Annotated in this window: 17 protein-coding genes; 3 read left to right on the top strand and 14 right to left on the bottom strand. The window is 58.9% G+C overall.

Features of this window, described 5'->3' with window-relative positions; translation table 11 throughout:
• Positions 1-235: 235 nt before the first annotated feature.
• The 8 genes from C6558_RS27625 to C6558_RS27590 all read right to left on the bottom strand — a co-directional run bounded on the left by C6558_RS27625 (position 236) and on the right by C6558_RS27590 (position 7,198).
• On the bottom strand, positions 236-829 hold the full coding sequence (locus tag C6558_RS27625; RefSeq protein ID WP_244496087.1) for a glutathione S-transferase C-terminal domain-containing protein: 594 nt from the start codon (positions 827-829) through the stop codon (positions 236-238).
• 51 nt (positions 830-880) lie between these two features.
• The gene (locus tag C6558_RS27620) at positions 881-2,365 is read right to left on the bottom strand and encodes a mechanosensitive ion channel family protein (protein ID WP_107028001.1); all 1,485 of its coding nucleotides are present in this window, start codon (positions 2,363-2,365) and stop codon (positions 881-883) included.
• 24 nt (positions 2,366-2,389) lie between these two features.
• Positions 2,390-2,605, bottom strand: coding sequence for a CBS domain-containing protein (locus tag C6558_RS41060; protein WP_245449230.1), 216 nt, complete (start codon positions 2,603-2,605; stop codon positions 2,390-2,392).
• Positions 2,606-2,951: 346 nt separating this feature from the next.
• Positions 2,952-3,710: an SDR family oxidoreductase gene (locus C6558_RS27610; RefSeq protein ID WP_057208202.1), complete on the bottom strand. Its 759-nt coding sequence runs from the start codon at positions 3,708-3,710 to the stop codon at positions 2,952-2,954.
• Between the two features lie 290 nt (positions 3,711-4,000).
• Positions 4,001-4,396, bottom strand: coding sequence for a hypothetical protein (locus C6558_RS41750; protein ID WP_063963300.1), 396 nt, complete (start codon positions 4,394-4,396; stop codon positions 4,001-4,003).
• Positions 4,397-4,736: 340 nt separating this feature from the next.
• Positions 4,737-5,387, bottom strand: coding sequence for a response regulator transcription factor (locus C6558_RS27600; RefSeq protein ID WP_057208200.1), 651 nt, complete (start codon positions 5,385-5,387; stop codon positions 4,737-4,739).
• Between the two features lie 209 nt (positions 5,388-5,596).
• Positions 5,597-6,127 carry an Rrf2 family transcriptional regulator gene (locus C6558_RS27595; protein WP_371412311.1) on the bottom strand — a complete coding sequence of 177 codons (531 nt, stop codon included), beginning with the start codon at positions 6,125-6,127 and terminating at the stop codon, positions 5,597-5,599.
• Between the two features lie 303 nt (positions 6,128-6,430).
• Positions 6,431-7,198: an alpha/beta fold hydrolase gene (locus C6558_RS27590; protein WP_057208196.1), complete on the bottom strand. Its 768-nt coding sequence runs from the start codon at positions 7,196-7,198 to the stop codon at positions 6,431-6,433.
• 151 nt (positions 7,199-7,349) lie between these two features.
• On the opposite strand from C6558_RS27590, the gene C6558_RS27585 reads away from it, so the two are divergent.
• From C6558_RS27585 to C6558_RS27575, 3 genes are all read left to right on the top strand, one after another.
• Positions 7,350-7,796 (top strand): MarR family winged helix-turn-helix transcriptional regulator, encoded by a 447-nt coding sequence (locus tag C6558_RS27585; RefSeq protein WP_057208194.1) that lies wholly within the window; start codon positions 7,350-7,352, stop codon positions 7,794-7,796.
• A 576-nt stretch (positions 7,797-8,372) separates the two neighbouring features.
• On the top strand, positions 8,373-8,621 hold the full coding sequence (locus tag C6558_RS27580) for a DUF4160 domain-containing protein (protein ID WP_244494625.1): 249 nt from the start codon (positions 8,373-8,375) through the stop codon (positions 8,619-8,621).
• Positions 8,614-9,024, top strand: coding sequence for a DUF2442 domain-containing protein (locus tag C6558_RS27575; RefSeq protein ID WP_107028000.1), 411 nt, complete (start codon positions 8,614-8,616; stop codon positions 9,022-9,024). Before C6558_RS27580 ends, C6558_RS27575 begins: the two co-directional genes overlap by 8 nt.
• Before the next feature lie 303 nt (positions 9,025-9,327).
• Here the strand turns inward: C6558_RS27575 and C6558_RS27570 are convergent, their stop codons facing one another.
• The 6 genes from C6558_RS27570 to C6558_RS27545 all read right to left on the bottom strand — a co-directional run bounded on the left by C6558_RS27570 (position 9,328) and on the right by C6558_RS27545 (position 14,347).
• On the bottom strand, positions 9,328-10,071 hold the full coding sequence (locus C6558_RS27570) for an amino acid ABC transporter ATP-binding protein (protein ID WP_057208189.1): 744 nt from the start codon (positions 10,069-10,071) through the stop codon (positions 9,328-9,330).
• Positions 10,068-11,042 carry an amino acid ABC transporter permease gene (locus tag C6558_RS27565; RefSeq protein WP_057208187.1) on the bottom strand — a complete coding sequence of 325 codons (975 nt, stop codon included), beginning with the start codon at positions 11,040-11,042 and terminating at the stop codon, positions 10,068-10,070. The genes C6558_RS27570 and C6558_RS27565 overlap by 4 nt, the downstream gene beginning before the upstream one ends.
• Before the next feature lie 61 nt (positions 11,043-11,103).
• On the bottom strand, positions 11,104-11,937 hold the full coding sequence (locus C6558_RS27560; protein WP_057208185.1) for a transporter substrate-binding domain-containing protein: 834 nt from the start codon (positions 11,935-11,937) through the stop codon (positions 11,104-11,106).
• A 139-nt stretch (positions 11,938-12,076) separates the two neighbouring features.
• The gene (locus C6558_RS27555; protein WP_057208183.1) at positions 12,077-12,466 is read right to left on the bottom strand and encodes a carboxymuconolactone decarboxylase family protein; all 390 of its coding nucleotides are present in this window, start codon (positions 12,464-12,466) and stop codon (positions 12,077-12,079) included.
• Positions 12,459-13,268: an alpha/beta fold hydrolase gene (locus C6558_RS27550; protein ID WP_057208180.1), complete on the bottom strand. Its 810-nt coding sequence runs from the start codon at positions 13,266-13,268 to the stop codon at positions 12,459-12,461. The genes C6558_RS27555 and C6558_RS27550 overlap by 8 nt, the downstream gene beginning before the upstream one ends.
• Positions 13,269-13,270: 2 nt before the next feature.
• Positions 13,271-14,347, bottom strand: a complete 1,077-nt coding sequence (locus tag C6558_RS27545; RefSeq protein ID WP_057213546.1) for an LLM class flavin-dependent oxidoreductase — start codon at positions 14,345-14,347, stop codon at positions 13,271-13,273.
• Positions 14,348-14,354: the final 7 nt, after the last annotated feature.

The following is a 14,354-nucleotide window of genomic DNA, read 5'->3' as shown; positions in this document are numbered from 1 at the left end:
GCACTAGGAATTGCCATGGTGCGTCTTAGAGCGAGACAGCACTACGGCCTATTTTATGAGAAAGGTATATGGGAGCTTGCGACAAAAACACCTGTTCCGAAGGATAGGGCGAAGATTCGCAAGGCAATTTTGGCCTTAGACGCGGCTGAGGCGTACCCACTATGAGCGCCGGACAGACGTCCGCCGCTGACGCGGCGGAGCCTAAAAGGCCTGTCTGGAGAGACGCGGGCGGTTGTCAGGTGGCGAGCCCTTCACTCCTCAACGCGGCCTGGACCGAAGGCCGCGCCAGCAGGCGCCTATCGAGCGCAAGCAGCGGCGCCGGGATTTCGACGCCGAAGATCTTGGCCCAGCTCATCATCACGAACAGATAGAAATCGGCCACGCTCGGATGATCGCCGAACAGGTATTCGTCACGCATATGGTCGGCGAGATACTGAAGGCGATAGGTGATGGAGGCGCTAGTTTTGGCGTGTTCCTTCGTGTTGGCACCCAGAAATAAGGATTCGAAGCTCTTGTGGATTTCCGTGGAGAGATAGGCTAGCACCTCGATAAGCCGGGTACGGCCCAACTCGCCGCTGACGTCGAGCGCCGGCAGTTCTCCCGCTAGATAAGCCAACACCGCAACATTTTCGGTGACGACTTCGCCACTGTCGAGCATCAGCGCCGGCACATATCCCTTGGCGGTCACCGCGCGAAAATCATCCCCCGACGCGGTAATCTTCGTTTTCAAATCGACACGTTCGGCTTCGAACTGCATGTTTCCCTCGATCAGGCAGATGTGGCTCGCGAGGCTGCAGGCGCCCGGCGCGTAAAAGAGTTTCACGCCCATGGTCTCGTCCTTCTTTGGTGTTTTCGATGGTTTTCGGCCTGCGGCCGACATTCAGGTGCTGAAGATCGTCCGGATCGACTTCAAGAAAGCGGAGGCGCTCCGTTCGTGTTTTGCCGCTGCCATCGGAAGCTGGCTGTTGTCGCCGGAACATGCGGATAGCATCGCCGCGACCTCCTCGGCAATCGCCGGACGGTCGGCGATCAGGCGCGCGAAACTCTTCTGGTCGATCTCGTAGGCGGCGATCCGCGTCAGCGCTTGCAGCGTGTAAGCTTCGTGCATTCCCGCGAGGAGCCCGGTTTCACCAAAGAAGTCGCCCGCCGAAAGGCGCCGCTTTTCCTGCTGGTCATGCTGCATCGATACGACGCCGGTGCGGATAATCGTCATCGAGGGCAGCGACTGTCCTTGGGAGACGATGACATCCCCCTTGCGATATTCACGCTCTATGCCCGATTGGGCCAATTTTTCTCTTTCGGGTCGCGTCAGTCCGGAGAAGATTGGATTTTCATCGATGACCTCCTGCAGCGTCACATCAGGTGGCCTGGCTGTTTCATTCGACGGGGTTCCATTGATGGTGGCCATGGGCGGCATCGCAAGCTGGATACCGGCGGATCGGCAATGTCGGTAGAAGCGGTCGATCACCTCGTTTTGCGCCTTCATCCTCAGCATCGGATTGCTCACCCGGAAAAACAGATGAATTTCCAGCGCGGTTGCATCCACGCCGCTCAGCGAAACCAAGGGCGGCGGCTCCCGCATGATGGAATTGCAGCCCGCCAGAACCGTCAGCATGGCCTCCTCGATAATCGAAGGAGCGTGCGTCGGTACCACCCGCACCGTCATCTTGAGAAGATGCGTCTCATCCGGCCGGCTGACATTAGTCAGCTTTAGCTTCGCAAGGACGCTGTTGGGCAGGACCACGATATTGTTGGCGCCCGTTAGAATCTGCGTCGAGCGCCAGGTACTTGCAATGACGCGTCCTTCCGTGCCGTCCTCAAGGAGGATCCAGTCGCCCAGCACATAGGTGTGCCCGAGATTGAGAGCGACACCGGAAAATACGTCGCCGAGTGTGTTCTGAAGAGCAAGGCCGAGCGCAATGGCTATGACGCCGGAAGTCGCAATCAGCGTTCCAACAGGGGCGCCGAAAACGAAAGCGAGGGCGGCGAGCGTGACGCACATGTAAACCGCGCCGACGACGATATCCTGCAGCAAACGGGCCTCGCGTGGCCTACCTTCCAGAACCAGATAGATCCGCACGAACCCGATGACGGCCCAAGAGAGATGGAGCCACCACAGCAACTGGGCGAAGACGATGAAAGCCGCCTGCTCGTCGCCAATACCCAGGCCTTGCGATTGACCAAGCGGAATATCTGCGAGAACGATGACGGAAGTCATGGCCGTAAAGAAGATGATCTGCACCACAAGCCGCAGATTGGAGCGCGTCGGACCGATGAATTTCCACACGGCTATTCCGGTCAGGCCAAGAATGATCAGCCATGCCAGCGGCGCAGCGGCGATTTCAATCAGATATGCTTGAAACATGACGATCGTCCCAAGATCCGGCGATTAGTAACCAATGCCAGCGATGTAGTTCGCCAACATATGTTCCTGCAGTTGTTCCTGCTCGAAGAGCACTCTCAGCGCGTCGCGGATATCCAGGACACCGAGCGGTTTCGCATCGTTGCCGAGGACCGGCATGTTCTGGATGCGGTTTTCCATCATGACCTGCCATGCGGCCTGCAAATCGTCGCCCGAGCTGCAGGAAATGATGTTGCGACTCATCAGCGAATGAGATCGGATTTGCTGAGCACCCCCGCCGCCTTGCCGCCTTCCTCGCTGACGACGGCCAATTCGATCCCCGGATTGGAAAGCGTCAGGGCAGCAGCCTGCAGCGTCGCGGCGACATCGATCAACATCAGCCGACGTCATGGGATAGAGCTTTTCAATGCGCATGGATTCCTCCTGACAGCGCTCGTCGGCACAGCCGGGTATCTCGGTGTTGGTTAGAACCGCTATGGCGCCGGCCACCGGAGCCATAGCGTTGTCGATGCCAGACAAGGGCTGCGGTTAGGGTCGGTGAGCAGAGGTCTGCCGGGACGGCGAACCCAAATGGAATATGCGCGGGCGCTTACTTCTTCTGGGCGGCGGGGGACTGTAGCCAATCCTCGAAGTGGATCGCGCCGAGGCGGGCGCTGTCGTCCGGAACCAGTGTCCGGTCATTGATCTCGATCTCGAAATAACAGGCCTTAGGGTCAGCGACGAGGGTGCGCGGATCGTTGGTAGCCTTGAGGTAACGCGCGATGAACTCGTTCATAGGGGCTAGCTCCGGACCGGCGATCTCGATTACGCCGTTCACCGGCTCGGCCAGAGCGGCATCGGCCATGGCATCGGCGACATTGTCTGCTGCTATCGGCTGGAAAGCGCCCGTGGGCGCGCGAACATTCGTTCCCTCGGTCGCCGATTGAGCGATGGCCCCCACGAACTCGAAGAACTGCGTCGCGTGGACGATCGTGTAGGGAATGCCGGAATTCCGGATGTGCTCCTCCTGCCGCAGCTTGGCGCGGAAATACCCCATCGCCTGCATGCGGTCGGTACCGACGACCGACAGCGCTACGTGATGGCGAACGCCTGCAGTCTTTTCTGCAGCGAAGAGGTTGCGGCCGGCCGCTTCGAAGAATTCCATGGCGACCTTTTCTTCGAAGCTTGGCGAGTTCGCCAGGTCGATCACGACCTGCGCACCGGCCAACGCTTCGACGAGGCCTTCTCCGGTAACTGTGTTTACACCCGAATTCGGAGAGGCAGCCAACACCTCGTGGCCACGCTTGCGAAGCCGTTCAACGGTCTTCGATCCAATGAGGCCTGTGCCTCCGATGACGACGATTTTCATGTTCAATCTCCTAGTTTAGCTTGATTCGGGTTTGCGGGTTGCGCACCGGCGTTACTTCGCGGAGGCTGCTTCCTCGATAGCGAGGCGATGGATGCGAGACCGTCAGGGCATGTGACCCGCCCTGAATGCTAAGGGTCTTCAAGGTAAGCGCACACTTCGCCATAAATCTCATTGCCGCCGGCGGGATGTTGCGATCTGCGGAACCGCAAATTGCGTGGAAGGCAGCGTCTTCCACGAGGCGACGCCCGACCGTTCGGCGACCTGTGCCACGGGACGTTGAGGAACTGCCATCAGCCGCGCCGAGTATTCGGGCACATCGGCGGCAAACTGATCGTGGAACCGGTCCGGCCGAATGTAGAGATCTTGCCGCCCTCCGGCAGCGTAGTCGTCGTTAACGCGTCGGCCAGCGTGCTGCCGGGAAATTCTCCCGAAAGGCTTACGCTGGATTCACCTGCCTCCGGAGCGACGGCGGCGAGGTCGACCGAGGCCGTCACATTCGCATTTCCGCTGGCTGTTTCGGTGTTGACCGCCAGTGCACCGATCACGTCGTTCGCGCTCGACTCCGCAAACGCGCCATGCACCAGCACGATTGTCGGCTTGTCCTGGGAATCGGCTGCTTGTGCGAACGCGGTAGCTATGGTGCCCACCGCTGCGGCGAGCGCGAGAGCTTTGATGATATCGCGCATCTTACGTCTCCAGTTAGAGCCTTTTCGGCCGGTCAGGAGAATGCATCACGGCGGCCCGCCGGCCTATCGAACCCATGCATCGGCCATCTAGTCCCAGAGTACAGGTATGATAGATCGGGTGATTAGGATGCGCCCTGACTGAGTTCACCCCATCGCAGTTCGTTAAGAGCAACGGCTTCAGCTCATGATCGGCTGCACAAAGTTTTGTAGCGAATTCGCAGTCTTCACGTATCTGGCGAAAAAGTGAAGTACGACATCGCGCGGCGCTGTGCGCCGCGACTAAACATTTTTTTAAGAAATGAGAATGGACGTAAAGCGGCGCGACGGCGCCGCCGCAAGCTCACGCTTGCGGCTTCTCGCGCAGGCTGGAAGGCAGTGAATCCCATGCACGGATGAGTTCTCCGACGGAAGTAGTTCGCATCTTGCGCATCATATTGCTGCGGTGGAGCTTCACGGTGATCTCGCTGATGCCGAGTTCGAAAGCGATCTGCTTGTTGAGGCGCCCGCGCGCCACTTCTCGAAGAACTTGCCGCTCGCGTGGGGTAAGGGTCGCAAATCGGGTGGAATGCTGGTGGATGTTTTCTGCCTGTGCCCTTTGCTCCACGTCCCGCCGAATACCGGCAATCACGGCGTCGAGCAGCGTCTGGTCGCGCACGGGTTTCGTCAGGAAATCGACGGCCCCGGCTTTCATGGCCTGCACGGTCATCGGTATGTCCCCGTATCCCGTGAGGAAGATGATGGGTTTCGTTACCCCACGCGTCGAGAGTTGGTGCTGCAGATCGAGGCCACTCGCGCCCGGCATGCGGACGTCGAGCACCAGACACCCGGGCCGGTCGGGAAGGCCGGCGCTCATCAGTTCGCGGGGCGAAGGGAAACAGGCGACGTCGAGGCCGACCGATTCGATGAGTTCCTGCAGGGAGTTGCGAACATTTTCGTCATCATCGACTACAAGAACCAGCGGACTATCCGCAACGACAGCTGGGGTGCCCATCTCATCAACTCCGGCAGATTGTAGGCGCTACCATGCGCAGCGCGCTAACCTTGCCGCACTGCGACCGAATACGCGAGTGAAGGGTGCCGTTGCCGGCCAAGATGAATATATCCTTCATCACTCTAAATCCTCATCTTCCCGAGCCGGCCGCATCTCTGCCAGCCCGGCCGCAATTGCCAGCCGCAACCCATGTCCGCTTTTCCAGCCCGTCAGGACAATGCTCCGTCTTCTATTGCACCGCTTCGGGTCCGGCCCTTCGTCCTGTCGGCAAGCCATTTACGGACTTCGTCAGAAAATTCCGGCGGCGCCTTGCGGCTTAAGTCGCCGGCAATGTCGGCCAACGTCTCGCTTCCAAGGGAATCCCGCATGGCCTTTTCCGCGCGCAACATCACCGCGTGGATTGCGCATACGCCTTTCGTTGCCCATGACGGCGGCCGCTCCCGATATACGGCGCAGCGACCACGGATCTCCTGACAGTCGAATAAGGGCTTCCTACCTTCGATCGCATCAACAACCTCCAGAACCGTGATATTTCCAGGCTGCTTTGCGAGCAGATATCCCCCTTTGATACCCTCGGAAGCTGATACGATCCCCGCTTTTTCCAGCTTCGGAAATATCTTCGCCAGAAAACTAGGGGAAATTCCCTGAAAATCCGCCAGGTCGCGGTTGCTCAGCGGCGTTCCGGGCGAACTTGCCAACCACAGGAGACAATGCAGCCCGTATTCCACACCTGCCGTCATATGCGCAATAACGCGGACTATAATTATCCGCGTTTTGGCTGGCAAGCACTAATTTGAACCGCCGGCGAAGCGGTACTGTCGCGGTACAAAATCAGCGACCGCCGGAGACAGGAACGTCTCTCAATTCCGCTAAAGCCATCATCGGAGTTCGGCAATTGGCAGATTTGGGTGAGTTGCGATTGGGCATGCCGCACATCCTGACACCGATGGATTTTCGCGAACGTGACTGGTTGAGCCGTGCTCTTACGGCAAAGCCGCCACCCTTCCGGATGGCGGCCTTTGATCACCAGCAATTTGCAAAGATTACTGTGCAGCCTCTTCGATTAGGTCCGCGACTGCCTTGGGCTGCGACACCATCACCACATGGGATGCACCATTGATCACGACAGTGTGCTTTGAGCCTGCCCGTTCGGCCATGAAGCCGAGTGCCTTCGCAGGGATGTTCTTGTCGCCGTCCCCATAGATGAAGTAGGAGGGCAGCGTCTTCCAGGCTGGCGAACCGGACTTTTCCGTCAAGGCGGCTTCAGTGATCGGGCGCTGGCCGGCGGCCATCAATGCCGCATCCTCAATCGAAACGTCGTGGGCGAACTGGTCATGAAACTTCGCCTGGTCGATGGAAAGATCGACGCCGCGATCTGCCAGCTTGACCGGAGCGGCGAGCGCTTGGCCAAGCGTTCCGCCCGGGAACTTACCGGCGAGATCGGCAGCTGCTTCCCCTGCTTCCGGAGCAAACGCTGCCACATAGACCAGCGACTTGACATTGTCCTTGCCATTGGCAGCGGTCGAGATCACCTGGCCTCCGTAGGAATGCCCGACCAAGACGACAGATCCTTTGATGCTCGAGATGATGTCGGAAACATAGGCCGCATCGCCGGCGACACTGCGCAGGGGATTGGCCGCGGCAACGACTGTGTAACCGTCCTTCTGAAGGATCTTCGTCACACCATTCCAGCTCGAGGAGTCGGCGAAAGCGCCGTGGACGAGAACGACAGTGGGCTTTGCAGGCTGGGCGAGTGCACTGCCGGACAGGAGGGCGGCGGCAAAGGCAACGGTGGCGGCGAGTTTGAACATGACGACTTCCTTCGTGGTTCGGATCTCGGTTTAGGTCTTATTTATTTGTGTGCAATTCATTTGTGTCCAATCTATTATGCTGCCGAAACGTGGTTGTCAACCGCTTGCAAATAAATCGTGCACGATTTATCTGTTTGGAAAGGAGATCGCCATGACGAAGCCAGACGACCATCCCGGGGTCGCCGGAATGCTCTGCTTTTCCCTCTATTCCGCAAGCCACGCATTCACCCAGCTTTACCGGCCGTTGCTGGACAAGCTGAGCCTGACGTACCCGCAGTACCTGGTCATGGTGTCGCTCTGGAAACGCGACGGGCAGAACGTCAAGGAGCTGGGTAACAATCTCTTCCTTGATTCCAGCACGCTTACGCCGTTGCTCAAGCGCCTGAACATTGCCGGGTTCATCACGAGAACGCGCAACCCCCGGGACGAACGCGAGGTGCTTCTGCACCTGACGGAGAAAGGCCGCGCTCTGCAGGGGCAGGCCGATCATGTCATGCATTGCATCGGCGATGCGGTAGCGCTTGACGCGAAGGCCCTAGATATCCTCCGCGAAACGATCGACGATCTACGCAACAGGCTTCAGGCAGGGGCGGGATAGTTCGAAAACCTGCTCACAGCGACAGGCCGCCTCACATGCATTTCCGAGCGAGACGATGGTGGCGGTTCATCAACGGCGGCATGGCAAAAGTTCGGCAGGCGGATCGAGCGGACAGGACGCCGCCGTTGCGAACTGGATGCTGGTGCAGGCGACGCGGATCGCTACCCTCGCTGGAATAGCGTCGTTACGGTATGCCGCCATCCCGGCATCGGTGATTGCGGGCAGCATTATTTGGCGCTAGCGTCCCGACCGGAGCATGATCGCCAGCTCAATCTTCATCACTGCCGGCGGCATCCTGGCTCTCGGAAGCATGCGCACCGTTCCCCGCAGCTGTGTTTGCGGGAGACATCAATGGCTGACCAGACCCATTTTCCAGGAATTCGCCTGCTCCGAGACAGGGCGCCGGCCATGCTCGGCCGTGATGGCGACACTCGATGAAGTCTGGCAAAAGGTGCGAAAGATCTTGGGGTCTAGGTCGTGATCAGGAGCGCGTTGCGGGTCGTCGTGATGGCGCGTGCTTTGCTTGTTTAGGTTACGCGATCCGCGGCCAGGACTAAAGATCTTGCATAACCCAAGTTGTTAGGTTATGTTGATTCATGGTCACCGTTCTCCGCGCCGCTGGCATGCGATTTTATCATTTACACAAATGACCACGAACCCGCGCACGCCCATGTCTACGGAGACGGTGAAGCCCGTATCAACATTCTCGATCTCACCGTATTATCGAACCGGGGGATGAAAAAGCGAGATTTGAGCGTGGCTCTCACTATTGTCCAGGCAAACCAGCGCTTGTTCATCGAAAAATGGGAGAGCATTCATGGGTGAAGTCATCTTTGAAGATCGTCACTACCGAGAAGCTACCTCGAAAGGGGACGCAGAGCGTGCACGCGCCCCGATCCCATCTTCGGTCCGTTTCGATGAACCTTCCAGCCGCATTGTCGTGGATTTCACAAACGGCGCAGCTTTCATGGTGCCTGCCCGATCGATACAAGGCCTGGAGAATGCAACGCCTGCCCAGTTGGCGGAAGTCGAGCTTTTGGGCGAAACTGGCTTGCATTGGGAAACCTTAGACGTGGATTTCACCATCCTCGGTTTAATGAAGGGCATATCCGGAACTGCGAAGTTCATGGAGGCTCAGCGCCGAGGCGGGCAATCTCGGTCCGCCGCGAAGATCGAGGCAAGCCGAGCCAACGGCGCGAAGGGCGGGCGTCCCCGGAAGATCAGCTAGCCGGCCAATCGCCGCGCTCTTTCAGCCGATACATTCCGAAGCAAAAAATGAAAACATCGGATGTACAAGGGGTCGCCTTCGGCGGAAGCAGGGTATTTCAGTCGCGTACTGACTTCATTGTCTTTCTTAGCACACCTGAACTCAGGCAGAGCGAGAAAAACGATCCTGGCCACTTGGTGTGATGCCCACACACAGCGTGCCGTCATCACGTAGCTGCTGAAAACCCTCTGGCGCATGTAAGTGCGATGTAAAACAGGCATCTTTCTGTCGAGTAGAGTTGAATCGATCGATGCTATTTCACGCTCAATGCTTGAGGATCTGGCTAAGAAACAGCTTCGTACGTTCATGCTGAGGGTTAGTGAAGAACTCTTTCGGCCTCCCCTGTTCGACGATCTGACCGGAATTCATAAAGATCACCCGGTCAGCAACAGCTCGGGCAAACCCCATTTCATGGGTAACGCAGACCATCGTCATGCCGTCCCGGGCAAGACTTGTCATCGTGTCGAGAACCTCCGAAACCATTTCAGGGTCGAGTGCGGAGGTCGGCTCGTCGAACAGCATCACCGCCGGTTGCATGCAAAGCGAGCGTGCGATTGCCACGCGCTGCTGCTGGCCGCCGGAAAGCTGCACCGGGTACTTGTTGGCCTGTTCGGGGATACGCACCCGCTCCAGGAACGTCAACGCCCGCGCCCGCGCCTCTGCTGCCGGAACACCGTTGATCCACATCGGCCCAACCATGCAGTTCATCAGCACAGTCATGTGGGGGAAGAGATTGAAGTGCTGGAACACCATGCCGACGTTGCGCCGCACTTCGGAGACATTGCGCATCTTGCTGTGCAGGCTGATACCGTTGACGACAATCTCACCCTCCTGGTGTGCCTCCAGGCGGTTGAAACAGCGGATGAGGGTCGACTTGCCGGAGCCGGAAGGGCCGCAGACGACGATGCGCTCGCCCTTGCGGACCGTCAGGTTGATATCCGTCAGGACCTGAAAGGCACCGTACCATTTGGAAACGTTCCTGACGTCGATGATAGTCTCAGCACTCATCGGACCTTGCTCCTGGCGTAATGACGTTCGATGCGGGACTGGATGAGTTCGAGGCAGATGGACATGATCCAGTAAAGCATGGCGGCGGATATGAGCATTTCCATGTGCTGGAAGCTCTTTTGCCCAAGCGTGCGGGCGAGGAACATAAGTTCCCAGACACCGATGACGGAGACGAGCGAACTGTCCTTCAACATAGAGATGAACTGGTTGCCGGTCGGCGGAATGATGACGGGCAGCGCCTGCGGCAGGATGATCTTGCGCATGGTAAGCCCGAAGCCAAAGCCAATGGAACGCGACGCTTCCCACTGGCCGCGGTCGATGCTTTGAATGCCCGATCGAAAGATTTCGGTCATGTAAGCGCCGTAACAGAGCGAAAGCGCCAGGATGCCGGCTGGAACCGCATCGATGATGATGCCAAGTTGGGGTAGACCCAGATAGATCAGATAGACTTGCATCAGAAGCGGGAGCCCGCGGAAGAATGATGTGTAGAAGCTTGCGATCGCATAGGCGAAACCGTTGGTCGAAAGTTTCGCAACCGCGCCAAGGATTGCGATGAGCGAGGCAATCAAGATCGAAACGGCTGAGACATAGACGGTCGTCACAAGGCCTTGCGCGATCAGGAAAGGCAGCTTCTCCTCGATAAAGGGCAGGCTTAGGTGGAAGGTCTGGAAGAAGGCGAGAAACAACACCAGAAGCTCCATCCAGACGATGGCGATCTGCAGCCTGAGACTGGCGAAGCCGATGAGCACGATGTTCAGGCAGAAGAGCGCCGCCACGACAAGAGCAATGGCGAAACGTCCGTAGAAGCCGCTCTCCAGCGGCTCGCCTATCACCGGGCGCATCAGTTCGCCCATCGTTGTCCCGGTCAGATTGAAAGCCATGAAGACGACCAGGACGGCTGCGAAAACCGACGCCACGAACGGAGGCTTGTGGACGAGAATTTCGGAGTCAACGGTATCCGGATAGAGCATGTTAGTCCCTCTGGACAAAAAGGCGATCCGGACCAACCCGGACCGCCAGACGTAGACAAGCCTACTTCACGACCGTGTAGTCGACGCCGTACCACTTTTCCGAGAGCTTGCTCAGCGTGCCATCGGTCTGCATCGACTTGATCGCTTCGGCGATCTTGTCGTTCAGCTCCTTGTCACCGTGCTCGATGGCAACGGCCAATGGCTCATAGAAGACCGGATCGCCGACCTGCTTGATCGGATATCCGGCCTTGATGGCATCGCGAATACTCGGCAGCGACGACACCACCGCATCGACGCGAACGCCGTCGCCGAGGCGCAGGTCGTCAAAGGCCGTTGTCGAGTTGGCGTAGGACTTCACTTCCTTCGGCTTGAACGCGTATTCGAAGGCGGGAGCCCCCGCGGCATCGAGCGTCAGTTCCTGCTTCGCGTAAGCTTCGAAGGTCGACGTTGCCGTCGTTCCGACGACCTTGCCGTCCAGGTCGATCAACGTGACGGCGAGACTATCGTTGTGCACAGCGACCGCCGCCGGCGTGTAGTAGTAGACGGCCGGGAAGTCGAATATCTTGGCCCGTTCCTTGGTCGGCGTCATCGAGCCCACATGCATGTCCCAGCGGCCCTGCCAGTTGCCGGCGGTGATGATATCCCAGCCTGGGGTGACGAACTCGACGCCGACACCGAGGCGCTTGCCAATTTCCTTGGCAACATCGATGTCGAAACCGTCCATCTCGTTTTTGTCGTTCATGAAGGACTGCGGCGCCCAGCTGGCGTCGGTTGCAACCTTCAAGGTCTTTGCGTCGAGCACGCGCTCGAGCACGGCTCCGGCATTGGCCGGAAGCGCCGTGAATGATATGGCCATCGATGCGGCCGCCGCTGTCAATCTGGCGAAAGTGTTCATTCGGTCGTTCCCTCTTGTCGTTCTGGTTTGGGCAGGGTCCTCTTCCTGCCATAGGGGTGATCTTGAGTTCTCAAGCGCCCTTCTGTCTTCCGGCGATACGAGGCAGCGCGGAGCCGCCCTTTCCTAATAACCGTGGAAGTCAGCGCTCTTCTTTCTTGTCCATCTCGTCACGCACAGTCCGCGCGATCCCGAAGGTTTCGACGCCCGCGGGAATGCCGCAATAAATCGCGATCTGGACGAGTGCCGCACGAAGTTCCTCGTCGGTCAGGCCATTGCGGATCGCGCCGCGGAAATGGATGGCGAATTCATGCATGCGGTTGAGAGCCGCCAGCATACCGAGGTTGAGCAGGCTGCGCTGCTTGAGATCGAGCCCCTCGTCCGTCCAGGCTGTCCCCCAGCAATACTCATTCAAAAGATCCTGGAAGGGACGCGAGAAGGCGTCGCTGTTGCCGATTGCCCGATCGACATAGTCGTCGCCGAGCACCCTACGCCTCACGGCCTCGCCCTTCGCCTGCAGCGCCTCATCCATCGACTTTTTCCCCCTGTCTCAGAAAATCGGCCATCAACGTCGCTACGAGCTCCGGCGCTTCGACAAGAATGGAATGGCGCAGGCCCGGCAGTATCCGGAGTGCGGACCCGGGGATGCGCTCGTGCATGTACCGGGCCATCCGAGGATTGGAGCCTGCATCGTCCTCACCGGTTGCGATCAGCGTCGGGCAACGGATCTGGTCAAGGAAGCCGCCGAAATCCGTCTCGGCGAGCACCCGGTAAGCAGCGACATAACAATCCGGATCGTTTTCGGCATCGCGTGATCGTAGCCTCGCGATGATCTCGGGATTGCGCTCCTGGAAGTCTTCGGTCAGCCAGCGCGACAGCGACGCGTTGTGGTGATCAGCGGGCGTGCCCGCCCTGAGTGCCGCCAGGCGTTCAAGCACGCGCTCCCGTTCGGCCAACGTTCGTCCGGCAACCGTCGAAAGCAGCGTAAGCCGGCGCAGTCGGCCGAGATGGGTCAAGGCAAGACGCTGGGCGATGAGCCCGCCGAGTGAGAAGCCCGCGAGATTGAAGGTGGAGAAGCCCGCCTGATCGGCCAGAGCCAACGTCTCGTTGACGAAGTCGTCGATCTCGTATCGCCCCTTGACCCGGCTTGACTGGCCGTGGCCACGCAAATCGAAAGTCAGGATCGTAAAGCGATCCTTCAGCCGTTCGACTACCCCCGACCACGCCTCCAGATAAGATCCGACGCCGTGAATGCAGATGAGCGGCTCGCCCTCACCGTCGATACGGTAATTGAGCGTAACCTCTCCGATGGTATGGCGTTGGGTCCCCGCCATCGTCAGCGCCCCACCGCGACGCGCTTCTGCTCGTTCTCGCGCGCCGCAAAGAAGGGCATGATTTCCGAGATGAACAACTCCAGCGTCCGCTTCTGCAATTCGAACGGCAGGTTGAAGGTCAGGCCAAGACAATATTGGTCGACGCCAGCCGCTTCATAGGCCAGCAGCTTCTCAATCGCTTCGTCCGGTGTCCCAAACATCAGGTTTTTGCGGATGTTTTCCGGATTGTAGTTATCCTTGCCCTTGACCGCTTCATAAGGCACGGCTTCCGGGAAGCCGTCGCGCACCGCGCCGATATTCTGCATGAGGTTTTCGAAGGCGCGGCCGTAGTCCATGCTGTGCTTGACGGCGAGTTCCCCACCATCCGGCCTGTCGTAGACGCAGGTGCGGCGCTGCATCATGAAGCGCGGTCGCGGAACTTCCGGGTGATCAGCGACCGCTTTGTGAAACTTGTCAGAAAGCACCTGGATTTCAGCAGCCGGCGCAGAGAGCGGCGTCGACAGAATGCTGGCACCGTTCGCAATCGCCCAGTCGAATGTCCCGGGATCGCGCGCCGCAACCCAGATCGGCGGATGCGGCTGCTGTAGCGGCTTGGGCACGGCCGCCGTCCGAGGGAATTTCCAGTAGCGCCCTTCATGCGTGTAGTCGCCGGACCACAACTTCTTCACGGCCGGGACGATCTCCTTCATGTAGGCGACGCCTTCTTGCTGCGGCATACCGCCGGCCAGGCGATCGAACTCATACTGGTAGGAGCCGCGCGCAATACCGAATTCCAGGCGGCCATTAGTCAGATGGTCGCAAAGCGCCGACTCGCCCGCCAGCCGGATCGGGTTCCAATAGGGTGCAACCAGCGTTGATGTGCCTAGCCGAATCCGATCGGTGTGCTGTGCGAGCCAGACGAGCGTCTGGAACGGGTTCGGAGAAATCGTGCATTCAAGCGTATGATGCTCGGCGGTCCACAGCGCCTCGAAACCGCCTTCATCGGCAATTCGCGCGAGCTGAAGCAGGTTGCTCTTCACCCGCTCCATCGGTACGTCCGGAGAGAAGCGTTCCATCGTGAGGGAAACTGCGAACTTCATGGTTTTC

The organism is Ensifer sp. NM-2 (assembly GCF_003024455.1).
GTDB classification, from domain to species: domain Bacteria; phylum Pseudomonadota; class Alphaproteobacteria; order Rhizobiales; family Rhizobiaceae; genus Ensifer; species Ensifer canadensis.
The sequence above is the reverse complement of the archived record's forward strand: the minus strand, read 5'-3'. Positions and strand labels throughout refer to the sequence as shown.